Here is a 26,712-nt window from a genome sequence, read left to right as displayed (position 1 = left end):
AAAAAAAGACATACCCTATTTTTTTAGGGGTATTTTTAAAAATTATGAATAATTTTTGTTAACAACTTTTATGGTATAGATTTTTATTCAGTAAAACAACTTCAAATTATACTTTGAAAATCTAATCCACTATATTTGTACCTTAAAATTAAAAACATGATTGTTTGGATAATTTTTCTAGCTACAATTTTCCTTTTTCTTGCATTAGATTTGGGCGTATTCAATAAAAACCCACATATTATAAAACCAAAAGAAGCCGGAATATGGACGGGAATATGGGTAACGCTTTCTTTTGTTTTTTCTCTTGTTATCAATTGGATTTATAGTAATGGCTATATATCCAATCCCACAGGAATCACTCCTTCAGTGGCAACTTTAAAATTCATTACTGGTTATTTAATCGAATTATCATTAAGTATTGATAATATTTTTATCATAGCCGTGATATTTGCGTCTTTTAAAATTCCACAAAAATACCAGCATCGGGTTTTGTTTTGGGGAATTTTAGGTGCTATTGCATTTCGAGGTTTGATGATTTTCTTTGGTGTGATTTTAATAAATAAGTTTAGTTGGATGACTTATATATTTGGTGCATTCTTACTATTTACCGCTGTCAAAATGTTGTTAAAAGGTGAAGAGGAAGAATTCAATCCTAAGAAATCATTTGTGTATAGAAATTTACGTAAAATAATTCCCATCACAACACATATAGAAGGAGAACATTTTTTTGTGAAAAGAAAACACATCACGGCTGCCACTCCTCTTTTTGTAGCGTTGATAGTTATAGAAGTTATGGATATGTTATTTGCTTTGGATAGCGTTCCAGCAATATTAGCCATAACAGCTGATCCGTTTTTAGTTTTTAGCTCTAATATTTTTGCGATTTTAGGATTACGTTCTATGTATTTCTTTTTGGCCAATATGTTGGAAAAGTTCAGTTACTTAGAATATAGTTTGATTGCAATTCTAACTTTTGTTGGTGTTAAAATGTTATTGGTTCATTATTACAAGTTTCCAGAATGGGTTTCGTTATCCTTTATTGCACTTTCTCTTTTAATTGGTATAGTTGTTTCAATTAGAAGAAAAGAAGAATAAATATAGATTGAAACCAATTCAATTAATTCAGAATAATTACTAGTGATTAACTAACCGTAAAAGGGTCAAATCAAAAAGAGGAGTCCAATACCCTTTTCGATTTCATTGGTATCAAAATTAATTATAGGATTGACAACGCTTTTGGGTTTAGAAATAAGAAAATAGCTTTTTATTTAAAAAAGTTGAATAGTTATCCTCATAAAGGCAACTTATACGTTCTTCTTCTTCTGAAAGTAACTGGGTCAAAATGCTTCCACATATTATGAATGGCATGATTATCCTCTAACTCAGGAGTTCTAATGCAATTTAGTATGCCCTTTTCTTTAAAAGTATTATAATATTCGTTAAAGATTATTGCTGTTACTCCTTTACTTTGGTAGTCAGGGTCTACACCAATTAAGTAGAAAAGCACCTCTTTACTTTCTTTTTTTGCCTTGAGTAAATGATAAAATCCAAAAGGAAACAGTTTGCCTTTCGTTTTTTGCAATGCTTCTGAAAAACTAGGCATTACAATACTAAAAGCAACCATCTTGTTATCTTTATCCATCACAAATTTGATATATTCCGGATTGATGAAACTGATGTATTTCTTTTTGAAATAATCCTTTTGAATATCCGTAATGGCAACAAATGAAGATAAGCCTGAATAAGCTGCATTGAACAAATCAAACATCTTATCTACATAAGGCATAATTTCTTTGTTGCTGGTAAAATTTATCGGTCTTAGTTCATAGCGTTTCTTTATTAATTCATTTCCTTTCAAAAATATTTCTGGTTTAACATTGGCAAATGGAAATTTATTCTCCAAGTATTCTTTCTCTTTTATAAAAGACAATTTTTCTAAGTGATCTTTATAATAAGGAAAGTTATACCAAGTAATCATAGAGCCTATTTCATCAAAACCTTCTGTAAGCACACCTACTTTATCTAAATTGGAAAAACCCATCGGCCCCTCAACATATTCTAAGTTATTTTTTCTACCCAATTCATATACTTTCTCCAACAATGCTTTGGTGACTTCAATATCATCAATAACATCCCACCAACCAAAACGAACTTTCCGCTTTTTTTGATTATTAACTTCATCCCAATTTATAATGGCTGCAATTCTACCAACAACTTTATTGTCTTGGTAGGCCAAATAAAAAGTAGCTTCCGCAGATGTAAATGCTGGGTTTTTAGTTTTATCAAAAGTGTCTAGCTCGTCATTAATTAATGGAGGAACCCAATACGGATGGTTTTTATATAAGGTAAACGGAAAATTAACAAATGCTTTGAGCAGCTTTTTTGAATTGGCTTCAACTATAGTAATCATTATTTGGTCTTTTCTAATTCTACTTCGTCTTTGCGCTTTTTGCCTTTATCTCTTTTCGATTTCTTATCTTTCTTTTTGTCTTTTTTACCTCCATCAATTCGCTTGTAATTGGTTTCCCAATTGCTATCAAAACGCCAAGACATTCCAATATTGGCAATTAAAATCGAAGGGGTTTCTTTTACATTCTTATTAAAAGAAGCATCCAACTGAATGTTTTCACGAATTAGATAAGCAGCCCCAAAACGAAAAAGAGTGTCGGCATAATAATCACTTTTGTAGCCTTGTAATTCCAAAAAACCAGACCAACGCATATTAAAACCTCTTGTTAATGTTGATATGATTCCGAAGCTAGGATAATCTGTCATGTATTTATCAGCGATAATATTGTTAACCCAAACCCATTTAGATCCAAAATGATGCTGTGTAATAGCCATTATCTTGGGGCTTATCGTTCGGTCTGTTGGAAAAGTATATGGATTGGTTCCCAACTTTAAATTAAATCCCGCATATACTGCAACAGCAGGTATGAACTGCTTCCAACTAAATTTATGATTTGCTTTCCAACTATAAATATTTGCTTTTTCTTTCCTTATGAAAGGATCATATATCAAATATTTTGCACCAATAATAATTTGCTTAAAACCGCCTCGTGTATCATTGACCAAAGGTGCCTCATACCAATCATATTGATATTGTGTGTTTAGAGCAAACTCAAACTGGTCAAAAAAAGCGCCATATCTAACGTCAATTTCGGTTCCAAATCCATTCGCTTGATAACGTAATAAATCATGCTTCTCTTTAATTCCATATAATCCAGCTTCTGCCTGAATTACGGCCTTGCCAACAGAAAAAGCCGACATTGATTCTCCTGGTCTATTGGAATTAATAATATCGGTATATTGTGCATAAGGAGTGGCTGATAACAAAAAAAAACCAACCATAAGAAACATTTTTATATTCACCATTAGTTATGAAAATTAAGCATTAAAACTTAGTGTTTCAAAAGTAGTATATTTTATCATTTATTTAAGAAGTTAAACCGAATTTTAAATTGTGGAATTTAGTATTTTTGACAAAATTATTTTTTATAATGGAAACAGCATCTTTCAATGGTTTGTTAAAAGCCATATTCTATATCCTACTATTTTACTATGTAATTAAGTTTCTAGCGCGATTATTTTTACCTATACTGGCAAAAAAAGTAGTTGAAAAAGCCTCACAACAATTTCAACAACAGCAACAGAATTCACAAAACCAATATAATACTCAAAATCGTTCCAACGAAACCCGAGCCGAAGGCGAACGGAGTAAAACTAAACCAAAAGAGAAAAAAATTGTAGGTGACTATGTCGATTTTAAAGAAATAGAATAATTTCGTGGTCTATTATAACCATGAACCGTAAACCAAAAACCACTAAACCAAATACATGAAGCTACTTCAAAAGTTATATCCGCATCTATTAGCCATAATTGGTTTTATCGTTATTTCGCTAGTGTACTTCTATCCGGTTATTCAAGGAAAAAAAATCTACCAATCCGATATTGCTAAATATACCGGAATGGCCAAGGAACAAATCGATTTTAGAGCCGAAAACCATACAGAACCGTATTGGACAAACTCCTCTTTTGGTGGAATGCCAACGTATCAAGCGGGAGCAAATTATCCGAATGATTATATCGGAATGTTGGATAATGCGATTCGGTTTTTACCGCGTCCTGCGGATTATTTATTCCTTTACTTTCTTGGTTTTTATGCCTTAATGCTGGTTTTTCGAATTGACCCACTAAAAGCCTTTTTTGGTGCCTTAGCGTTTGGATTATCTACCTATTTGATTGTCATTATTGGTGTTGGACACAATGCCAAAGCTCATGCTATCGGCTATATGCCATTTGTGGTAGCTGGTTTTATTTTGGTTTTTAGAAAACGATATTTGTATGGTGGAATACTGACCATGTTAGCCATTGCACTTGAAATCACCGCCAATCACTTTCAAATGACGTACTATTTGTTATTGCTTTTGATAGTAATGAGTTTCTTTTTTGTATATCAACTTTACCAAGAAAAAGAATTGAAAGCTTTGCCAAAAATTATAGGGACATTCCTTGTTGCACTTATAATTGCTATTGGGGTAAATGCTACGAGTTTGATGGCAACTAAAGAATATGCTGATTTTAGTACGCGTGGAAAAAGTGAATTAACTTTTAATACCGATGGCACAAAAAAAGAAGCTAATATTGCCATGGACAGAGAATACATCACTGAATATAGTTATGGTATTTTAGAAAGTTTGAATCTCTTTTCGCCAAGATTATTTGGTGGCGGAAACAATCAAAAGTTAGGCGAAGATTCCCATGTATACAACTTCATGCTCAATTATGGTGCTTCTCCTGAAGAAGCCAAACAACTTACGGATAATTATGCCGTGGTATATTGGGGAGATCAACCTCAAGTGGCTGCCCCAGCCTATATTGGTGCTGTAGTTTTCTTCCTATTTGTGTTGGCATTATTTCATGACAAACGCAAAATTAAATATGCATTCCTTGCTGGAGCCATTTTCTCATTACTGCTTTCTTGGGGGAAAAACCTATCAATCGTGACCGATTTCTTTATTGATTACGTTCCGATATATGATAAGTTTAGAGCGGTTTCGTCCATTCAGGTTTTATTAGAATTATGTGTGCCTGTTTTGGCTATTCTGGGGTTACAATCCTTTTTTACTAATGAAGAAAATCGTTGGAAAAGCTTATGGAAAGCTGGAGCATCAACTTTAGGAATAATTGTGTTACTTTTTGTGTGCAAAAGCATGTTTCATTTTGTGGGCGAAATCGACAGCCAATTAATCGATGCCTTAAAACAACATCCAGATAAAACATTCGGATCACAATTTATAGATGCCTTAAGAGAAGATAGAAAAGATTTGTATTCGGCTGATTTATTGCGCTCCGGATTTTTAATTGCTATTTCGTTTGGTGTACTATATTTCTACATAAAAAATAAATTAGCGGCAAATACTGCTGTTATTTTGATTGGTGTAATTATGGTGGGTGATTTATTTTTTGTAGCTAAAAATTATCTAAGTAATGATGGCGAACAATTTAGAAGTGCCCAAGAAGTGGACGTGCCTTATCAACCGACTCAAGCTGATTCATTAATACTTCAAGACCCAACCAACTTTAGGGTATATGAAGTGGCGGGCGGAATTTACAGCCCACGTTCTTCGTATTTCCATAAATCTATTGGTGGCTATAGTGCTGTTATGCCTAGGCGTTTTAAAGAAGTCTACGAATATCAAATAGAAAAAAGCATGTCCGATTTGGGTAGCATTATCGATCCAAAAACGCTTTCACTTTCCAAAAGTATTCCGGTAATCAATGCCTTCAATATCAAATATTTGATTGTTGGGACTGAAGAAGGTGATATTCCAATTGTAAATCCGTTTCACAATGGGAATGCGTGGTTTGTAAAAGAATTGAAGTATGTAAATTCAGCAGATGAAGAGATTAAGGAATTTGGCAAAATTGAAACTAAAGATGTGGCTACATTAAATGAGTACGAATTTGGAGCATGGCGAAAAACAGATCCAAAAACTTTTATAACTGATAGTTTAGCAACCATAAAACTCGATTTATACAAACCAAACCATTTGATATACACTACCAATAATTCAAATAATGGCTTTGCAGTCTTCTCTGAAATCTATTATAAAGACGGTTGGAATGCTACAATTGATGGTAAAAAAGCATACATTTATAAAGTAGATTATACTTTACGTGGAATGGATATTCCCAAAGGAAAACACACCATCGAGTTCAAATTTGAGCCACAAGTGGTAAAAACGGGAAGTACGATTGCGCTGATTAGTTTTATCATTATGATATTGGTAATTATTGTCGGAGTTTTTTTCGATAGAAAAAGGACTCAAAATAGTTAAGTTAATTTTGTAAATTTGATTGTTAATTTCAAATTTTTATGAAGACAAAAATGTTAAATCATGCTCATCCTTCCAAAATGGAAGCACGTTATATTGATGAGATTAGAAAGATGTCTCCTCAACAACGATTTGATAAAATGATGGCTATTATTGAAATTTCCTATCTATTAAAAACAGCAAAAAAATCAAACCGAATAAATAAATGAATAGTCAAATAATTGATATTTGGAAGTACTTTTCTTTACATAAAGTAAAATATTTGACTATTGGAGGATTTGCTGTAAACATTTACGGCTATGGTCGAAATACAGGTGATATTGATATTTTTATTGAAGATTCAATTGAAAATAGAAAAAATTTAAGACTAGCATTGAAAAAAGCAGGAATAGGAGATTTTGAAAACTTAAATACAATGCAATTTATTCCGGGCTGGACTGATATTACGTTAAATTTTAATTTGCGTTTAGATATTATGACTTCAGTTAAAGGCCTAGAAAATAGTTCTTTCGAGCAACTTTTAGAAAAAGCTTACATTACTGAAATTAATGATATTCCCGTTTATTTTTTAGATTATGACAATTTAATTAAAGCTAAAAAAGCTTCTAATCGGCCAAAAGATATTTTAGATATTGAAGAGTTAGAAAAAATCAATAAAAAATCTAATTCATAACTTGAAACCTGAAACCAAAAAACTTTTAATCATCATGTACTATTGGCCGCCTGCCGGCGGTCCAGGAGTGCAACGATGGTTAAAGTTTGTGAAATATTTACCCGATTTTAATATCCAACCCATAGTTTTTATTCCCGAAAATCCAACTTATCCAATTATTGATGAAGGTTTGGAAAGCGAAGTTTCGGACAACGCTATTATTTTAAAAAACAAAATCTTTGAACCTTATGGTTTGGCTTCTGTTTTTGGTAAATCCAAAACCAAAAAAATCAGTTCCGGCATTATTCCCAATCAAAAAAAACAATCTTTTTTTGAAAAAACCATGCTCTGGGTTCGTGGCAATCTATTTATTCCTGACGCTCGTTTTCTTTGGGTAAAACCATCGGTAAAATATTTGAAAAAATACATTCAAGAAAATAATATTGACACCATTGTAACCTCCGGACCGCCGCATAGTTTGCATCTAATTGGTTTACAATTAAAAAAAGAATTGACTATAAAATGGTTGGCCGATTTCCGAGATCCATGGACAACCATTGGGTATCACAAAGCGCTGAAATTATCTTCTTATGCCGAAAAAAAACACAAAGCTTTAGAGGCAGCAGTGTTGAATTCAGCCGATACTATTATTGTAACGAGTAAAACTACTAAAACGGAATTTCAGGCGATAACTTCTCGACCAATTGAAGTCATTACGAATGGCTATGATATTGAAAAAGTTAACAAAAAACCTTTAGACGACAAATTCACTTTGGCTCATATTGGTTCGTTTTTATCCGAAAGAAATCCGAGAATAGTTTGGCAAGCCCTACAAGAATTAGTTACTGAAAATGAAAACTTCAAAAAAGATTTCCAGCTAAAATTAATTGGAGCTGTGAGTCAGGAAGTGTTGGATACCATTTCGGAATTTAAACTTACCGATTATGTTTTAAATTTGGGTTACGTTTCGCATCAAGAAGCATTAGAACACCAACGAAAATCTCAAGTTTTATTAGTAATCGAAATCAATTCAAACGATACCAAAAGTATTATTCCGGGAAAATTATTTGAATACATGGTTTCCGAAAGACCTATTATCGCAATTGGTCCAGAAGGTTCTGATTTTGCCGAAATTATTACCGTTACCAATACGGGAGTTTTCTTTACTTATGATGAGAAAGAAAAGTTGAAAGCGTTACTTTTGGAGTATTACAATTTATATTCGGTACAAAATTTAAAAGTTCATGCTGTTGGTTTGCAACAGTATTCAAGGCAGCATTTGACAGAAGAATTATCAAAACTTATATCCTAAGTATGAAAAACCGTTTTCTTATTATTTTGATTATTGTTAATTATTGCATTTATTCTCAAACAATAAATCCTTCAATTGGTTTAGGTCTTAGTACTCCTGAAAAAACTTCATTTGAAAAAGCTATAATTCATTTCAATGATGAAACTTCTATTGAAGGTATTGGAAGAATAAAAACTATTTTTATGTCTCAAGAAGAAGTTATTATTTTTAAAATTGAAGAAAAAGACAAAGATGAAACGTGGACTTATAAAGATGTCAAAGGAATAACCATCATTTCCGAAGATGAAGGTGTTACAGATTATGAATATCTGAAAGTGACAAAAAACAGTTTCCACGAATTATATGAAGTGGTTACTGAAGGTGATGTTAAGCTTTATAAAAAAACTACAAAATTTAGAACTTCAGGCACAACAACATTAACAACTTACAACAGCGTTCCTATGGGTAATACTGGAAAAATGGTAAGTTTTCCATCAACAACAACTTTTCCAGGGATGGCATCTGAAATAGAAAACTCAGTATATTATGTAAAAAGAAAAAGTGAACCTTTTCCAACAAAGATTAGAGACAATTACATTAAATCTTTTGCCAACTATATGAAAGATTGCGAGGTAATAATTGAAAAAATAAAGAACAACGAATACAATTTCAGCGAACTGAAAGATTTAGTCGATTATTATAATGCCAATTGTGGAGAATAATAAAAAACCTCTAACTTCGTAAATCGTACCTTAACATGGGCATCGTAATTAACCAATCCATCAAAAACACCATCATTACCTATATTGGTTTTGTGATTGGAGCTGCCAATGCGTTGTTTATGTATCCTCATTTTTTGGGTGAAAAATTTTATGGATTAACAGGTTATATCTTATCGTGTGCTAATGTTATTTTTCCATTGATGGCTTTTGGTATTCACAATACACTTGTAAAATTTTTCTCTGAATACAAAACCGAAAAAGAAAAAACGCAGTTTCTAAGTTTTGTTTTGGTGCTTCCATTAGTAGCAATTATTCCAATAGCAATTGTGGGGTCAATTTTTTATGATAGTATTGCTCAATTTTTATCCACCAAAAACGATATTGTATATGATTATGTTTGGCAAATACCAATTATCGGTTTGTGTATGGGTTATTTCGAGATTTTCTATGCTTGGGTAAAAGTGCACTTGCAATCTGTTTTTGGTAATTTCATCAAAGAGATTGGTTTACGAGTATTAATTTCTATTTTCCTTATTTCAGTTTATTTTGGGGCTCTTTCTATCGAACAATTTATCACGGCTACAATGTTTGTCTATTTATTGAGTACGCTAATTATGTTGTTCTATGCTAACAAAGTGAAAACTATCTCCTTTGATTTTAAATTCCCTCATAATTCTAAAGCCATATTAATCTATTCCAGTTTTATTATTCTTTCCGGCAGTGTTGCCAACATGCTTTTGGATATTGATAAAACGATGCTGAACCAATATGTAAAAATTGAAAATATTGCCTACTATTCGGTAGCCATATTTATTGCTACGGTTATAGCCGTTCCAAGCCGTGCGATGCATCAAATCACCTATCCAATTACGGCAAAACTAATGATCGAAGGTAAACACGACGAACTAAACGATTTATACAAGAAAACGGCTATTACATTGCAAATCGTTGGCGGATTGGTACTGGTTGGTATTCTAGTTAATATTGATCAAGTATATAGTCTATTGCCTGAAAATTATCGTGGTGGTATATTAGTTGTTTTTCTTATCGGATTGTCCAAATATTTTGATTTGGTTTTAGGAAATAACAATGCTATCATATTCAATTCCAAATACTATAGAGCCGTTTTATTTTTAGGATTGTTTTTAGCTTTTTTTGCCATTACACTAAATAAGATATTCATACCAATTTACGGAATTAACGGCGCAGCTATTGCTACTTTAATTTCAATTACACTATACAGTATTGCTAAATTACTTTTTGTTGTTATTCGAATGAAACTGTTTCCTTTTACCTTAAAAAACATTTATGCTTTATTGATTGGATTGCTTTGTTTCTCCTGCTTTTATTATTGGGACTTTTCTTTTCATCCCATCATAAACATCATTTTGAAATCAATATTAGTCACCATACTATATGTTGGTTTGGTATTCAAAGCCAATCTTTCAGCAGACATTAACGGCGTTATTGTAAATGTGTTGAAGAAAATAAAGCTGTTATAATTTTTTGTAAATTCGTAATACAAAAATTAACCAACCAATCTCATGAAAAAAACAATTGCGAAACTTCTTGTTTTGCTCACCCTTATTTTTATCAGTTGCAATTCGAATAAAAAAGAAAGTACTAGTACTATAGATTTGGACTTCGCAACATTTGAAACAAAATTTTTAGGCGCCTATTGGAAACAATATCCTTCGGGTTCAATCGCTCAAGGGTATGGCAAATATTATGATAAATTAGTGGTGCCAAATGCTGCCGCTTTTGACGATAATGTTGCCTTTTCTAAAAAATGGTTAGCCAATTTAGACGCTTTGGATTTTGACCAATTAAATGACAATAACAAAATAAGTTCCAACATTATTAAAAATCAATTGGAAAGCGACATTTGGTACACTAGTGTTTTCAAACAGCAAGAATGGGATGCCTCTGTATATAATATAAGTGGTTCTTGTGATTATATTATCAATCAACCTTATGCTCCGCTTGAAGAACGTTTGAAAATATTAACTAAATATCTGGAGAATTCAGAGGCATACTATAAAGCGGCTTTAGCCAATTTGAAGCAACCCACCAAAGAACATTTGGAAATGGCAATTAATCAAAACAAAGGCGGAATAGAAGTATTCGGCAAATCGTTAACCGATTCGATTGCGGTTTCTAAATTAAGTGCTGTTGAGAAAGAAAATCTACAAAAAAACATTACCAAAGCAATTACGGCAATGAACGGTTACGTAAGTGGTTTACAAAAAATGGAATCAAATAAAAATTTCAAATTCAAAGACTATCGAATCGGAAAAAAACTCTTTGCCCAAAAATTCAAATACGATTTAGCGACTGATTTTACTCCGGAACAGATTTATGAGAAAGCCATTACCGATAAGAAATTGTGGCATAGCAAAATGTTTATCACTGCCAATAAAGTATGGACAAAATATTATCCAACACAATCTCAACCAAAAGACAGTCTAGAAGTAGTTCGAATGGTGCTTGGTAAAATGCAATTGAATCATGCTACACCAGCTAACTTTTACCCAACACTTAAAAATCAAGTTACGCAATTGAAAAAGTTTATCATCGAGAAAGATTTATTCGATTTTGATACTACGTCAACTCCAATAAAAGTGAGATACATGCCAGCTTATGCACGTGGCTTTGCCATGGCAAGTGCCGAATTTGTTCCTCCTTATCAAAAAAAGGGAACTACTTTTTATAACATTGATGACCTAACGCTTTACACACCAGCAAAAGCCGAAAGTGCGTTGCGCGAAACCAACTCATACTCGTCACAAATATTATCGATTCACGAAGCGGTTCCTGGACATTGTATGCAAGGAATTTACAACAACAAAAAATCGCCAGATGTGTTGCGTTCTGTCTTCCAAAATGGTGCAATGATTGAAGGTTGGGCTGTGTATTGTGAAGGTATGATGGTAGAAAACGGATGGGGAAATCATGCGCCAGAAATAGAATTGGCATTGGGTGTTTGGAAACTTCGTGAATTGGCTAATGTTATTATTGATTATGATATTCAATGTTTGAACAAACCAAAAGAAGCTATTGTAAAACTTTTGTCCAAAGAATGTTTTCAAACCGACCAACAAGTTGAGGAAAAATACCATCGTGCAACGGTGTCACAAGTACAGCTTTGCTCCTATTATAGTGGGGCAACGGCAATTCAACAACTTAGAGATGACTATCAAAAGAAAATGGGTAATAAGTATAACCTAAAAGATTTTCATGAGAAGTTTTTAAGTTTTGGAAGTTCTCCTGTTAAATATATTCGAGAACGAATGTTACAAAAATAATACTAAAACTACGGCTTTAAATCAATTAAAAATAAATCTAAAAACACTTTAGGTATTCTAATTTGTTTCGATAAATTTGCGCTTCATTTCAAGAACTTGAAAAAAGAACTCATAGTCATAACAGGTGGCCCGGGAACCGGAAAAACGACCATAATCGATGCACTTATAGAGCAAGGTTATGCGTGTTTTCCTGAAATATCCAGACAAATAACACTCGAAGCGAAAAAGCAAGGTATCGAACAATTATTTCTCGAAAAGCCATTATTATTCAGCGAATTACTGTTAGAAGGAAGAAAAAGGCAACATGAACAAGCAATGGCCGGTCATACAGAAATTGTTTTTTTAGACCGAGGCATACCTGATATATTGGCCTATATGCACTACATAGGTGATCCTTATCCCGCTTTTTTCGATCAAGCAAGTAGAGAACATTCGTATTCCAAAGTGTTTGTGCTACCTCCTTGGGAAGATATTTATAAAAGTGATGAAGCGCGTTATGAAAACTTTGAACAGGCCAAACTCATTTTTAATCATTTACAGGAAACCTATCAAACCTATGGCTACAATTTAATTGAAGTGCCGAGAGGAACAATCGAAGAACGTGTACACTATATTTTAAGTCAACTTTTTTAAAAAGTTACGGATTTCGGGTTTCAAGTTTCGGGTTTCGGGTTATTTTTAAATCGTTGATTTAATATCTTTACATTAGGTCCATTCTATTTTCTTTTCTCTCATTTCTTTTCTCTAATTTCATATAAAATAAGTAGTTTTGAAAAACTCGTAACACGAAATACGTAACGTTAAATGTCTAAAGCATTAGAAATCCTTACAAAGTATTGGAAACACAGTACCTTCCGTTATCCTCAAGAAGAAATTATAGCTTCTGTTTTGGATGGAAAAGATACTTTTGCATTAATGCCTACTGGCGGTGGTAAGTCGATTTGTTTTCAAGTTCCGGCCATGATGCAAGAAGGCATGTGTTTGGTTGTTTCGCCCTTGATAGCCTTGATGAAAGATCAGGTGCAGAATCTGCAAAACATCGGAATAAAAGCTATAGCATTGACTGGCGGCATTCATCAAGATGAAATCATTGATTTATTAGACAATTGTCAATTTGGAAGTTATAAATTCCTTTATCTTTCTCCCGAGCGTTTACAGAACGATTGGATTTTGGAACGCATCAAAAATCTACCGGTAAACCTCATCGCTATAGATGAAGCTCATTGTGTGTCGCAATGGGGACATGATTTTCGCCCAGCGTATTTAAAGATTGTACAACTTAAAGAGTACTTTCCGAAAGTACCTTTTTTAGCTTTGACGGCTTCGGCCACTGTCAGAGTGAAAGAAGATATCATCACACAATTAAAACTCGAAAATCCTCAAATTTTTACAAAATCATTTTATAGAGATAACCTAGCCTATATGATTTTTGAGACAGAAGATAAGGTGCATCTCTTGCAGCAAATTTTATCCAAAAATGCAGAACCTTCCATTATATATGTTACCAATAGAAAATCGTGTCTTGAAACGGTTCATCAATTGGAAAGCCACGGATTTACGGCAACCTATTATCATGGTGGACTGACGTCTAACGACAAAGAACGTCATATGAAACTTTGGATGACCGAAAAAGTTCAGGTAATGGTGGCTACTAATGCTTTCGGAATGGGAATTGACAAAGCCAATGTGAGAACGATTATTCATTTACATTTACCTCAAAATTTAGAAAATTATTATCAAGAAACCGGACGAGCCGGAAGAAACGGCGAAAAAGCATTTGCGATTTTACTTATCAATCCATCGGATGTTTTGCATGCCGAAGCGCAGTTTTTAAGTGTATTGCCCGATAAAGCTTTTTTGAATTTGGTGTTTGTCAAACTTTGCACTTTTTTTCAAATTGCTTATGGTGAAGGAATTGACGAACAGTTCACTTTTAATCTGAATCAGTTTTGTAGTAAATATAATTTCCCAATTCTAAAAACCTATAATGCATTACAGTTTTTAGACCGTCAAGGTGTAATTACTTTGTCACAGGAATTCACAAAAAAAGTGAGTGTTCAATTTAATATTCCATCCAAAGAAGTGATACGGTATATGAGTTTAAATCCCAATGATGAAGACATCATGTTAACTATGCTCCGAACGTATCCTGGAGTTTATGATATGCAAACTGCTTTTAATACAACCCTAATTGCTAAAAAGTCCAATCGCAATGAAAAAGAGGTACTTTCACTTCTGCAAAAACTAAAAGAAAAGCAGGTAATTGATTTAATTGCTACCAATAATGACGTTATGATTACTTTTAATGAAGTTAGAGAAGATGAACGTACCGTAAATAGAGTATCCAAACATTTGCTCGCGCAAAACAAATTAAAAACCGAACAATTGCATGCGGTATTATATTATGGTAAAGAGAACAAGACTTGCAAGAATAAAGTATTGATGCGGTATTTTGGTGAAACCATAAAAGAAGATTGTGGTATTTGCTCTTATTGTATATCCAAAAATAAAAAGACGCGAGGTAAAGCCGAACTGAGTGAAGTTAAACAAAATGAAGAAAGCACTTCTGAAAAAATCCTTACTATGTTAAAGATTAAAGATTTCAATTCGAGAGATATTCAAAAATTGACCAAACTTCCGAAAGACGATGTTATCTTTGCACTTCAAAATCTATTGGAAAATGATACGATTTGTATCAACGCTACTAATTTATATTCTTTAAAGAAGCAACGGAACTAAATACAGCATAAATGGAAAAGCTACGCATTGTTTTTATGGGCACACCCGAATTTGCGGTTGGTATTTTGGATTCAATAGTAAAGAATAACTACGATGTCATTGGCGTTATTACAGCGGCTGATAAACCAGCTGGCCGCGGCCAAAAGATAAAATATTCAGCAGTGAAAGAATATGCATTAGAAAACAACTTGAATTTAATGCAGCCGACCAATCTAAAAGACGAAACTTTTTTGGCCGAATTAAAATCGCTGAATGCCAATTTGCAAGTTGTAGTTGCATTTAGAATGTTACCCGAAGTAGTTTGGAAAATGCCAAAACTTGGAACCTTTAATCTACATGCATCACTACTTCCTAATTATCGAGGTGCAGCACCAATTAATTGGGCTATTATAAATGGAGACACTAAAACTGGAGTAACGACATTTTTTATAGATGAAAAAATAGATACAGGAGCTGTGATTTTAAGTAAAGAAATAGCAATTACACCAAATGAAACTGCCGGAGTATTACATGATAAATTAATGACACTTGGAAGTGATGCAGTCATTCAAACCATGTCTTTAATAGAAAAAGGTACAGTTGAAACAACTATTCAACACGATAATTCAGAACTAAAAACGGCGTACAAATTAAATCGGGAGAATTGCAAAATTGACTGGTCTAAATCAGCTAGTGAAATTTATAATTTAATTAGAGGATTGTCTCCATATCCCTCAGCTTGGTGTTTGTTTAATGACAATGAAGAAGAATGGAATGTTAAAATATATAATGCCAAAGTTATTATAGAAAATCACACTTATTCTATAGGTAGTATTATAACAACAAAAAAAGAACTTAAAGTGGCTACAAAAGATGGCTTCATCCAGATTTTGAATATTCAGTTTCCGGGAAAGAAAAAAATGCAGGCCAATGAGCTACTTAATGGAATTGCATTTACCGAAAAAGCACAAGCTCAGTAGGGTCTGAAGAACATATCATCGACAAAATTGCTAATAAATCGCAGGTTTATCAACAAATAACCCAAGTTATCAACAAATGCTTGAAAAAAAGACGAAAACAGTTGTGTACAAAGGAATTCCTTTTAAATTTGTTTTCATTAACGAAATTTTTAACCAACAATTAATAACTAACATTATGAACAAATCAGAATTAATCGATGCAATCGCAGCTGACGCTGGAATCACTAAGGCAGCAGCTAAATTAGCTTTAGAATCATTTTTAGGAAATGTAGGTGGTACTTTGAAAAAAGGTGGAAGAGTATCTTTAGTAGGATTCGGATCTTGGTCAGTATCTAAAAGAGCTGCAAGAGACGGAAGAAATCCTCAAACAGGAAAAACTATCAAAATCGCTGCTAAGAATGTAGTTAAATTCAAAGCAGGTGCAGATTTAGACGGATCAGTAAACTAAGAATTTATTTCATCCGATATATAAAAACCATCCGCCACGGCAGATGGTTTTTCGTTTTTTTACAAAAAATATTTGGTTACTAAACTTTTTTTTAGCAATTTTATTACAAATTTAATCTAAATGATTACTGAAAAATTACAGAAAGGACTTCTATTACTAGCTGAGCCCTCTATAATTGGAGATGTATCTTTTAATAGGTCGGTTATTTTATTAGCAGACCATACCGATGAAGGTTCAGTAGGATTTATTTTAAACAAACCCCTTAAATACTCTATAAACGATTTAATCCCTGAAATCTCATCAGATTTTAAAGTTTATAATGGCGGTCCCGTTGAACAAGACAATCTCTATTTCATTCACAATATTCCTAAACTAATTCCTAACAGTATTATGATATCAAATGGTGTTTTTTGGGGTGGTGATTTTGAATCGACTAAAGATTTAATCAACAAAGGAATAATTAAAAAAAGAAATATACGTTTCTTTTTGGGCTATACGGGTTGGTGTGCTGATCAATTAGAAAATGAGATGCAGTCTAATTCGTGGATTTTAATTAAAAATAGTTATGAAAATAAAATTCTTCGCAAAGCAACTCCTCATTTTTGGAAAGAAAAAATTGTAGAATTAGGCGGAGATTACCTCATTTGGTCTAATGCTCCCGAAAATCCAATTTTAAATTAAACTTCGATTAAAGCATTCAATTTCTCTAATAATACTTGTGATACCAATACCCCAAACTCTTTTTTACGATATTTTGTAATAGGTCGGATCCCCATAATTACACTAGTAATAAATAATTCATCTGCTTTTTGCAAATCAAAGGGGGAAATAGGCGTTTCTATAACTTCAATAGAATCGATTTGTTTCGCAAGAGCTATAATTTGTTTTCTCATTATTCCATTTAAACAACCTTCGGTAATTGGTGGCGTAATTAATTGGTTCCCCATCACCATAAACAAATTTCCATTTGCAGCTTCAATTACATTTTTATCTTCATTAATAAGCAAGGAAGAATCAAGTTGATTTTCGTTGGCAAAAATACTTGCCGTGACATGTGTGATTTTATTAGCTGTTTTAAGTGTTGACAATAATTGCTTTGGAACTACATAATCTTTATACAAATCAACTTCAAATGTCTTTTTTGAAAATTGATACTTTATCTGTTCTAGTTCGCTTGTCTGAATAATATAAGAAATGGAATTATCTGTTGGCAAATAAAATCCGCCTTCATTTCTAAAAACGGTAAACCGAACACGAGCAGAATTCTGAACGCCATTTATAGCAATAAGCTTTACTATTTCTTCTTCCAGATATTCTAATGTAAAGCTAATTGGAATCTGCAGTCGTATGATTCGCATAGATGCCATAAGTCTAAAATAATGATCTTCAAAAAATAAAATTTTATTATTGACAACTTTTAAAGTTTCGAAAACGCCATCTCCGTATAGAAACGATCGATTAGAAACCGTTAATTGTTTATCTGAATCTAGAAGTACACCATTAAAATTAATCATAAAAAAATCCCATCTCGTTTTTTGATCGAGACGGGGCAAATATAACTTTTAAAAAATTGATTTTAAATAGAACCTATAACATGTTTTAAATCGGAAACTTGATTTTCCCACAACAACTTAGATTCATCTAATTCATCTTCTATGGCAAAATCAACCACCATTAACGATACATCTTTGGTGATTTCATCTTCTAATATTCTTAATTCAAAATAATAATCTGTATCTTTTTTGTTATCATCAACCCATCTAAACTTTATCTTCTCTCCTGTTTTTTTTGATGCAAGTCTGGCATTTTCTTCATTTCCATCCCAAATAAAAGTAAAAAATTCGCCTCTAGAGTTTACATTGTCAGCAAACCATTCCTGCAAACCAGATGGTGTAGAAATATATTGATATAACAATTGAGGTGAAGAATTTAGAGGGAACTCAAGTTCATAACGTATTTTACTATCCATAATTTGAATAAATTTTGTGGAAATATATAGATTATAAAATCAATAAAAAAGCATTTTTAAAAAATAAAAAAAATAAGTGTTTTAACTTTGCAACCATTGATATTAATTTTATATTTGCACCCGCAATTAAGCCGTAAGGCGTATCACTGAACACCTATAAAAAATAGAAATCAGTGAAGTATTCAAGGAATGCATTTAATGGCGAGGTAGCTCAGTCGGTTAGAGCGCAGGATTCATAACCCTGAGGTCGGGAGTTCAAATCTCCCTCTCGCTACACTTTAAAGGTTTGGAACGCTCCAAGCCTTTTTTTGTGTTTCATAGTTATACAATTCCAAGTATTTATAAACCTTTTTTTTATAAATAAAAATAGAAAAACTGAGTTTAGAAAAAATATAATAATTGTAAGTATTTTATATGTTTTAAATTTTATATTATGCATTTAATCGATTTTTTATGTGTTTTATCGATTTTTTATAATTATTCTATAGTTTTGTAATGTCAAATAATCATTAATTAATTAAAGCTTTATTAATTAAGCAAATTAAATAGTTTAATTTTAAAGCGTAATTACATACAAAATATGAAACAATTATTACTTAAATCGAAAAAATCAAACTTGCCGTTTTCCTTTTTAGAAAAAAAACAAGTTAAAAAAAGTTCATTTTCTATCACAACAAATATGCTTAAGTGCCTCTTTGTTGTGTTGTCACTCAATCCTTTTGCCGACCTAAAAGCCCAAAGCAACAATAGTTTCGACATGGTAAATATGTATGGTATAGAGACAACTACCGGGTACAGTCTCCGAAAATTGAGCAGCACTTATTTTGGCAGCGCCATTGAGGTTCGCAGAAGCGGCGATAATGCTCTAAAAGATATTGGCTTTATGTTTAGTCCGGATTGGGGAGCAATCCGCGATCTCGATACCCCTTCCTTAATTGCCTTTACCGATGCAGGTAATGTTTGGAATACAGGGGTACTCATCTCTGGGACCCCTACCCCTCAATTGTATTTCAATAAACAATTAGCAAATGGCGACCTATTGGTTGTTTCATACAATAACAACAGGATACATCGATCAACAAATAATGGTGTTAACTGGAATGCCGGTGTAGTGGTTGCGGCAGGTGCCGGTTTAAGAGGAATCACTCAATTGGCAAACGGTGACGTGCTAGCCACGGGTTATCTTGACAATAAAGTGTACCGTTCTATTGATAATGGCAACTCCTGGAATGCTGGTACACTAGTAGCGGCAGGTGCGGGTTTGAGTGGCATCACACAACTATCGAACGGCGTTCTTTTAACGGTTGGGACTACAACCAACAGGGTATATCGTTCTACCGATAACGGCGCCACCTGGGATGCCGGTGTAGAGGTTGCAGCAGGCGCAGGTTTAAGTAGCATCACACAATTATCAAACGGTAACCTGCTCGTTACCGGAAACACCTCTAACAAAATATATCGTTCTACTGATTTTGGCGCCACCTGGGACGCAGGTACAACAATTACCGGCGCAAGTGTAACCGGCATAACGCAATTGGCAAGCGGCCATGTGGTGGCGGTCGATAATGCTGCAAATAAAATTTACCGTTCTCTAGACAATGGTGTCACCTGGAGTGCCGGTTCGCTCGTGGCCACCAGTGCCGGTATTGTTGGCATATCACAGTTGGCCAATGGTGAGGTGGTTGCCTCTGCCACAAACGGTAGAATATATAAGTCAATCAAATTGAATGCTTTTGTGCGAACTTGGTACGACCAAAGCGGCCGCAATTTACGTGCCGTACAAAGTGTTCTCGCCCAACAACCCCGAATTGTAAATGCCGGTGTAATTGAACAAGTGAATGGAAAGCCCGCTGTTTACTTCAATGGGGTAAATAATTTGAGATGCTTCACGCCAACCCCGTTTCCAACAACCGGCTTTTCTGGTTTTACAGCCAATGTCGTAGCCAAATGGACAACGACTGGTACTACCGCAAGCAGTTCTCAAACATTAATCGATAATAATTTTAATGGAACTACTCAGGGCTTTGTAATTCGAGACAGACCTGATTTAGCTGCCAAACCGGCATCGTTTGGCATTACCGTGTCGCCCGGCACCCTTTCTACTGTTTCCGACAACACACAAACCGGAAATGGAACTGCCCGCATGCTTACCTTTGGTGCCGACAATACCACCGTTTCGGGTTTTAAAGAGGGCACTGCTATGCCCACATCGCTCATTACAGGAACCAATTATAATTTACAAACCACAATGGTAATTGGTGCAAGATGGAATGGTGGTACTGTAAGCAATCGTCTGACGGGGCATATTTCCGAAATCATCATTTTACCCGTTGCGCCTTCCTGCAATACCCGGTATCTTGAGGAGGACCAAAGTTATTATTACAGTATCACTTATGATTATTCAACACAAGCATCGGCCGAACTTAATAATGAACCGACTAATTATACTTGTGTCAATACACCTTATACAAGATCTTATGCAACAACTGGCGTCAGTGGCATTAGCACTTCGGCAACAACTTACTTACCGCCAGGTTTAACAGCGAGTTGGTCAAATAATGTACTTACCATTAGTGGAACACCCACCCAAGTGAACTATGCTTCTATCGGAGTCCCTTTAAATATCATTAACCCGACCCCCTGTTCGGGCACACTTATGTATGCTTCAGGATCTTTATCTGTGACCAATTCCAGTCTTAATACAAGCCCAAGTTCGAATCCAACGGTATGTGCAAATACAGTAATGCCCCAAATTATGTTTAACTTAAATAGTAAAGCATACATCAAGGGCACGCCCGTGAATCTTCCGCCGGGGGTTTCGGCGGGGGATACTGGATATGGAGAGGGTTCTATAATTATTAGTGGAACACCAACTTTAGCCGGAACTTACAATTATACCATTCCTTTAACTAATGTTACCTGTGTAGGGAACGCAACCTTAAGTGGCACAATTATTGTAACAAACACTCAGATCAATAGCGTTGGCCCAGCTTCGAGTACACCCACCCTTTGTGTAGGATCGTTATTACCAACTATTACACATACCACTACCGCAGGAACTGGCATTGGCCCAGCAAGCGGGTTACCGCCCGGTGTTACCGCTACCTTTGCTAACAATTTAATCAGAATCAGTGGTACGCCAACTGTAGCGAATGTCTATAACTATAGTATCCCCCTCCTAGGTGCCTGCGGTTCATCAGCTGCCACGGGAACCATTACGGTAACTACTTCTGGTACAGCCAACACCGTTGGTCCCCCTTCAAGCAGCCCAACGATATGCATCGGGCAAGCGTTACCCACCATTACACATGCTACTACGGGAGTCAATGGCATTGGTTCGGCAATAGGCCTACCGGCGGGCGTAACTGCAACCTGGGCAGGCAATGTAATTACCATTAGCGGAACGCCTACAATGAATGGTATCTTTAACTATTCCATTCCTTTAGCCGGGGGTTGCGGCAATGTGTCGGCAACGGGCACCATTACCGTCAATGCTACCCAACCTTATATAACGAGTTCGCTGCCCACTACCGCCGTTGGCACGGTAAGTACCTTTGCCGGTAATAGTATCTCTGGTAATGTGAATGGCACGGGTACCGCTGCAAGCTTCAGGCGACCAGAAGGAGCAGTAGCCGATGCGCTTGGAAATATTTATGTAGTAGATGGCGGTAATAACAATATACGTAAAATAACACCGGCAGCAGTGGTGACTACTTTTGCGGGCAAAGAGGGAACTGGTTCCAGCCGGGGTTACGTTGACGCCACGGGCACTGCCGCTCGATTCAGTAGTCCCATTGATATTGCTATAGACCGATTTGGAAATTTATTTGTAGCTGACTCCGGTAATAATATCATCAGAAAAATAACCCCGCAGGGTGTAGTAAGTACCTACGCGGGTGTATGGCGTGTGTATGGAAACCAAAACGGTCCTGCATTACAAGCCACGTTTATGTACATATATTCCATAACTGTCGATCCTGCAGGAAATGTTTATGTGGGCGATTATGATTATAATATTGGGGGGGCAATTATTCGTAAAATAACCCCGGAGGGTATAGTGAGCACTTTTGCCGGTAGCGGCAATTGGGGCCATCAAGACGGTCCTGGTGCACAAGCTAATTTTAGTGATGTTGGTGCGATGTGCGCAGATGCTGCGGGCAATTTATACGTTGCGGACTATTTTTATGTGCGCAAAGTTACCCCATCCGGTTTTGTAAGTACCGTAGCAGGAAACGGAATATACGGCAGTACTAATGCTCCTGATGCATTGCAAGCCAGTTTTAATTACCTTACCGGCATTGTTTTGGATGCAGCAGGCAACCTTTATGTAACTGAAGCGGATGTTTCAAGGGATATTCGTAGGATAACTCCGGCAGGTGTAGTAAGCACTTTGGCGGGCAGCAGCACTGCGGGCTATGTTGATGGTGTGGGTACTGTGGCGAGATTTGATTTCCAAAGTAATTCAGGATTATGCATCGATTATTCCGGTAATTTGTTTGCAATGGATAATAGAAGAATACGTAAAATAGTGGTTGCAGAAACGGTAGGTGTCTGTAGTGGCGATGCGGTTACTTTAACTGCAAACGGTGGTACCAGCTATACATGGTCGGGCCCGCAAGCCATTACCAATGGTGTTCCTTTTACTGTAGCAGCCGGAGGCACACACACCGTTACGGCTACCAACGGCAGTTGCAATTCGGCTACCAGGGCTATAACCCTTAATGTTAACCAGCCAACCATAACTACCAGCAACCCAAGCGTATGTGTTAACACTATTCTTATCATTACAAGAACTACTACTGTTGCTACCAGTATCGGAATTCCAACCGGGCTTCCGCCGGGAGTAACAGCCACTTGGGCGTCAAACGTACTTACCATCAGCGGTATACCATCGCTGGCAGGTGTTTATAATTATTCCATTCCTTTGTTAGGGGCTTGCCCTTTCAATGCAACAGGCACCATTACAGTAAATGACAATTCGGTTTCTGCACCATCTTCAACGCCTAGTTTATGTATCAACACGCCGTTAACAGCTATTACGCATACAACTACGGGTGCTACAGGTATAGGTACGGTTAGTGACTTACCATCCGGTGTAACAGCATCTTGGGCAAGTAATACCATTACTATTAGTGGTACACCAACGGAAGAAGGAATCTTCGAGTACAGCATACCCTTAACAGGAGGTTGTGGTATTGAAAATGCTGTAGGTACCATTACGGTGGGTACCAATACGGCTGACAATTCGGCAGGATCAGGAGCCAGCTCACCTACAATATGTTTTAGTGACGGTTTATCAAATATCACATTTAATACTACAGGCGCGACAGGTATTATTAATAGTGGTATTTCTGGCGCAAATGGATTGCCACCGGGAGTGAGTGCTACCTGGGCAGCTGATGTAATTACCATCAGTGGTACGCCTACAACTACAGGAACTTTCCCCTACAGCATCCCATTAACGGGTGGATGTGGATCAGTATTTGCAACTGGAACGATTACGATTTTACCGGCATCCGTTGGTGGTTCAATTTCAGGAAGTGCTATCGTTTGTTCAGGAACAAACACTACGAATTTAACCTTAAGCGGTCATACAGGAACAATCACACGTTGGGAGTCGACATTGACTAATTTTGCTACAGCAGGTACACCTATTGACAATACATCAACAAGCTTAACAGCAACCAACTTAACAGCTACTACTTCTTACAGAGCAGTGATTACAATTGGTTCATGTGTTTCGTATAGCGCAACAGCAACAGTTACGGTTTCGCAAGCATCTGTTGGTGGTACGGCTACTGCTACGCCAGCTACATTATGTTCAGGCAATTCTACTACCATAACATTAACCGGAAATACAGGTTCAACCATCCAATGGCAACAATCAGCCGATGGAAGTACAGATTGGGCAACAGTAACCGCAGGAAGTGGAGGTACTACAGCAACTTACACTACACCCAATTTAACTGCTACAACCTATTATAGAGCAGTTGTTACAAGTGGTGCATGTGTTGCTGCGTATAGCACAACGGCACCAGTTACGGTTACGGCTTTTCCAGCATCCGTTGGTGGTACAATTACAGGAAGTGCTAGTGTTTGTTCAGGAACAAACAGTACAGTATTAACCTTAGGCGGTCATATAGGAACAGTCACCCGTTGGGAATCCTCACTTAACAATTTTACTACAGCAGGCACAACTATTAACAATACGGCAACAACATTAACAGCAACCAACTTAACAGCGACTACTTCTTACAGAGCAGTTGTTACAAATGGTGGATGTGCTGCTGCTATTAGTGCACCGGCAACAGTTACTGTTTCGCCAGCATCTGTTGGTGGTACGGCTACTGCTACCCCACCTACATTGTGTTCAGGCAATTTTACTACCATAACATTAACCGGAAATACAGGTTCAACCATCCAATGGCAACAATCAGCCAATGGAAGTACAGGTTGGGCAACAGTAACCGGAGGAAGTGGAGGTACTACAGCAACTTATACTACACCCAATTTAACTGCTACAACCTATTATAGAGCAGTTGTTACAAGTGGTGCATGTATTGCTGCGAATAGCGCAATAGCACTAGTTTCGGTTACGGCTTCTCCAGCATCCGCTGGTGGTACAATTACAGGAAGTGCTAGCGTTTGTTCAGGAACAAACAGTACAGTATTAAACTTAAGCGGTCATACAGGAACAATCACCAGTTGGGAATCCTCACTTGACAATTTTACTACAGCAGGCACAACTATTAACAATACTACAATAACATTAACAGCAACCAACTTAACAGCGACTACTTTTTACAGAGCAGTTGTTACAAATGGTGCATGTGCTGCTGCGTATAGCACAACGGCAACAGTTACGGTTTCGCCAGCATCTGTTGGTGGTGCGGCTACTGCTGCCGCAACTACATTGTGTACAGGCAATTCTACTACCATAACATTAACCGGAAATACAGGTTCAACCATCCAATGGCAACAATCAGCCAATGGAAGTACAGGTTGGGCAACAGTAACCGGAGGAAGTGGAGGTACTACAGCAACTTATACTACACCCAATTTAACTTCTACAACCTATTATAGAGCAGTTGTTACAAGTGGTAATTGTAGTGTAGCAAACAGTACAATAGCAACTATTACGGTTAATGGGCCAACCGGTCAACCTACCCTAGGTTCCTTGGTGCAACCAACTTGTGCCGCTATGATTGGAAGTTTTACCATTACCAATTACAATGCCTCTTATACTTATACTGCTTCACCTTCAACTGGTGTAGTGATATCAGGGGCAAATGTCTCTGCTCCAGCGGGTACGTATACCATTTCAGCATCTTTTGCAGGTTGTTCCTCTCCAGCTTCAGCTAGTGTGACGCTCAATGCTTTACCAACGAATACTTGGAATGGTTCTTCTTGGTCCTTAGGTTCTAATCCTACAAGTTCGCAAATTGTTGTTTTTGCTGGAAATTACACTTCTTCAACAGATATAATAGGATGCTCTTGCATCATTAATTCTGGAAATATAACTATTAATTCTGGAAATACATTAACCATTACCAATGCGGTTACGGTAACGCTTGGTACGTTAATCTTTGAAAACGGGGCAAGTTTAGTACAAACCAATGATGCTTCAATCAATACTGGAACTATAATTTATAAAAGAAACTCTTCACCACTCAAACAATATGATTTCACCTATTGGTCATCTCCTGTGGCTAATACACCTTTAAGTCAATTAGCCACAAGTTCCGTATTTTATTCATTCAGCCCAACTATTAACAACTGGGCTTACGAATCAAGCACTACAATTATGGCTCCTGGAGTGGGCTATATAGCAAGAGCTCCCGACAATTTAACCTATAATCCAACTCAAGTGGTAGAAACTGTTTTCTCGGGTATTCCTAATAATGGTGTCATTTCAACATCAATTATAAAAAGTACAGGAACTTACAATTTAATTGGAAATCCATATCCATCAGCTTTAGATATTGATTTGTTCTTGACCGATCCTAGTAATGCTGGCGTAGTTAATGGTACTATTTATTTGTGGACGCATAATACGGCAATAACGAATAACAATTATACGGCAAATGACTATGCAAAATATAATTTTACAGGAGGTGTTAGAACGGCAACTTCTGCTATCACTGGAGGTTTTTTACCTACAGGAAAGGTTGCATCTGGTCAAGGATTTTTTATCGAAGCCAATTCGTCTTTAGCGAATGGAACTTACACCGCTACCTATAGAAACGCAATGCGTGTAGCATCAAATAATACTCAATTCTTCCGAACAA

The 26,712-nt window shown here is 35.8% G+C and carries 18 protein-coding genes, 1 tRNA gene and 1 pseudogene; 16 read left to right on the top strand and 4 right to left on the bottom strand.

Going from position 1 to position 26,712, the window contains the following annotated elements; all coding sequences use genetic code 11:
* Positions 1 to 156 precede the first annotated feature (156 nt).
* On the top strand, positions 157 to 1,095 hold the full coding sequence (locus ACIQ2L_RS09670) for a TerC family protein (protein ID WP_396158204.1): 939 nt from the start codon (positions 157 to 159) through the stop codon (positions 1,093 to 1,095).
* Positions 1,096 to 1,291: 196 nt separating this feature from the next.
* On the opposite strand, the gene ACIQ2L_RS09665 is transcribed toward ACIQ2L_RS09670, so the two are convergent.
* A complete protein-coding gene (locus ACIQ2L_RS09665; RefSeq protein WP_396158202.1) occupies positions 1,292 to 2,410 on the bottom strand; it encodes a GTP cyclohydrolase in 1,119 nt (372 codons plus the stop codon).
* Complete coding sequence (locus ACIQ2L_RS09660; protein ID WP_396158200.1) at positions 2,410 to 3,351, bottom strand: transporter; 942 nt, start codon at positions 3,349 to 3,351, stop codon at positions 2,410 to 2,412. Before ACIQ2L_RS09660 ends, ACIQ2L_RS09665 begins: the two co-directional genes overlap by 1 nt.
* A 149-nt stretch (positions 3,352 to 3,500) precedes the next feature.
* Here ACIQ2L_RS09660 and ACIQ2L_RS09655 point away from each other — a divergent pair, with 149 nt between their 5' ends.
* From ACIQ2L_RS09655 to ACIQ2L_RS09595, 13 genes are all read left to right on the top strand, one after another.
* The gene (locus tag ACIQ2L_RS09655) at positions 3,501 to 3,782 is read left to right on the top strand and encodes a DUF4834 family protein (protein ID WP_396158198.1); all 282 of its coding nucleotides are present in this window, start codon (positions 3,501 to 3,503) and stop codon (positions 3,780 to 3,782) included.
* A 55-nt stretch (positions 3,783 to 3,837) separates the two neighbouring features.
* Positions 3,838 to 6,342 carry a YfhO family protein gene (locus ACIQ2L_RS09650; RefSeq protein WP_396158196.1) on the top strand — a complete coding sequence of 835 codons (2,505 nt, stop codon included), beginning with the start codon at positions 3,838 to 3,840 and terminating at the stop codon, positions 6,340 to 6,342.
* Between the two features lie 50 nt (positions 6,343 to 6,392).
* On the top strand, positions 6,393 to 6,548 hold the full coding sequence (locus tag ACIQ2L_RS09645; RefSeq protein WP_396158194.1) for a hypothetical protein: 156 nt from the start codon (positions 6,393 to 6,395) through the stop codon (positions 6,546 to 6,548).
* Positions 6,545 to 7,012, top strand: a complete 468-nt coding sequence (locus tag ACIQ2L_RS09640) for a hypothetical protein (protein ID WP_396158192.1) — start codon at positions 6,545 to 6,547, stop codon at positions 7,010 to 7,012. The genes ACIQ2L_RS09645 and ACIQ2L_RS09640 overlap by 4 nt, the downstream gene beginning before the upstream one ends.
* A gap of 34 nt (positions 7,013 to 7,046) precedes the next feature.
* Complete coding sequence (locus ACIQ2L_RS09635; protein WP_396158190.1) at positions 7,047 to 8,303, top strand: glycosyltransferase family 4 protein; 1,257 nt, start codon at positions 7,047 to 7,049, stop codon at positions 8,301 to 8,303.
* A gap of 2 nt (positions 8,304 to 8,305) precedes the next feature.
* On the top strand, positions 8,306 to 9,004 hold the full coding sequence (locus tag ACIQ2L_RS09630; protein WP_396158188.1) for a hypothetical protein: 699 nt from the start codon (positions 8,306 to 8,308) through the stop codon (positions 9,002 to 9,004).
* A 35-nt stretch (positions 9,005 to 9,039) separates the two neighbouring features.
* Positions 9,040 to 10,506: a lipopolysaccharide biosynthesis protein gene (locus tag ACIQ2L_RS09625; RefSeq protein ID WP_396158186.1), complete on the top strand. Its 1,467-nt coding sequence runs from the start codon at positions 9,040 to 9,042 to the stop codon at positions 10,504 to 10,506.
* A 42-nt stretch (positions 10,507 to 10,548) separates the two neighbouring features.
* Positions 10,549 to 12,309 (top strand): DUF885 domain-containing protein, encoded by a 1,761-nt coding sequence (locus ACIQ2L_RS09620; protein WP_396158184.1) that lies wholly within the window; start codon positions 10,549 to 10,551, stop codon positions 12,307 to 12,309.
* A 96-nt stretch (positions 12,310 to 12,405) separates the two neighbouring features.
* On the top strand, positions 12,406 to 12,942 hold the full coding sequence (locus ACIQ2L_RS09615; RefSeq protein WP_396158182.1) for an AAA family ATPase: 537 nt from the start codon (positions 12,406 to 12,408) through the stop codon (positions 12,940 to 12,942).
* A gap of 171 nt (positions 12,943 to 13,113) precedes the next feature.
* A complete protein-coding gene (locus ACIQ2L_RS09610; protein ID WP_396158180.1) occupies positions 13,114 to 15,048 on the top strand; it encodes an ATP-dependent DNA helicase RecQ in 1,935 nt (644 codons plus the stop codon).
* Positions 15,049 to 15,059: 11 nt separating this feature from the next.
* Positions 15,060 to 16,007, top strand: coding sequence for a methionyl-tRNA formyltransferase (gene fmt / locus ACIQ2L_RS09605; protein ID WP_396158178.1), 948 nt, complete (start codon positions 15,060 to 15,062; stop codon positions 16,005 to 16,007).
* Positions 16,008 to 16,182: 175 nt separating this feature from the next.
* On the top strand, positions 16,183 to 16,455 hold the full coding sequence (locus ACIQ2L_RS09600; protein WP_396158392.1) for an HU family DNA-binding protein: 273 nt from the start codon (positions 16,183 to 16,185) through the stop codon (positions 16,453 to 16,455).
* Between the two features lie 120 nt (positions 16,456 to 16,575).
* Positions 16,576 to 17,136, top strand: a complete 561-nt coding sequence (locus ACIQ2L_RS09595) for a YqgE/AlgH family protein (RefSeq protein ID WP_396158176.1) — start codon at positions 16,576 to 16,578, stop codon at positions 17,134 to 17,136.
* On the opposite strand, the gene ACIQ2L_RS09590 is transcribed toward ACIQ2L_RS09595, so the two are convergent.
* Entirely contained in the window at positions 17,133 to 17,969 is an 837-nt protein-coding gene (locus ACIQ2L_RS09590) for an aminotransferase class IV (protein ID WP_396158174.1), read from the bottom strand. The two genes, ACIQ2L_RS09595 and ACIQ2L_RS09590, sit on opposite strands and share 4 nt — an antisense overlap.
* A gap of 62 nt (positions 17,970 to 18,031) precedes the next feature.
* Positions 18,032 to 18,424: an START-like domain-containing protein gene (locus tag ACIQ2L_RS09585; protein ID WP_396158172.1), complete on the bottom strand. Its 393-nt coding sequence runs from the start codon at positions 18,422 to 18,424 to the stop codon at positions 18,032 to 18,034.
* A gap of 200 nt (positions 18,425 to 18,624) precedes the next feature.
* Here ACIQ2L_RS09585 and ACIQ2L_RS09580 point away from each other — a divergent pair.
* Positions 18,625 to 18,698, top strand: a tRNA-Met gene (locus ACIQ2L_RS09580).
* A gap of 405 nt (positions 18,699 to 19,103) precedes the next feature.
* Positions 19,104 to 26,712, top strand: a pseudogene (locus tag ACIQ2L_RS09575) (hypothetical protein); the annotation flags it as partial.

It is taken from the genome of Flavobacterium sp. (assembly GCF_044369455.1).
GTDB lineage: Bacteria > Bacteroidota > Bacteroidia > Flavobacteriales > Flavobacteriaceae > Flavobacterium.
Note: the sequence above shows the minus strand (reverse complement) of the source record. Positions and strands in the feature narration are given on the sequence as shown.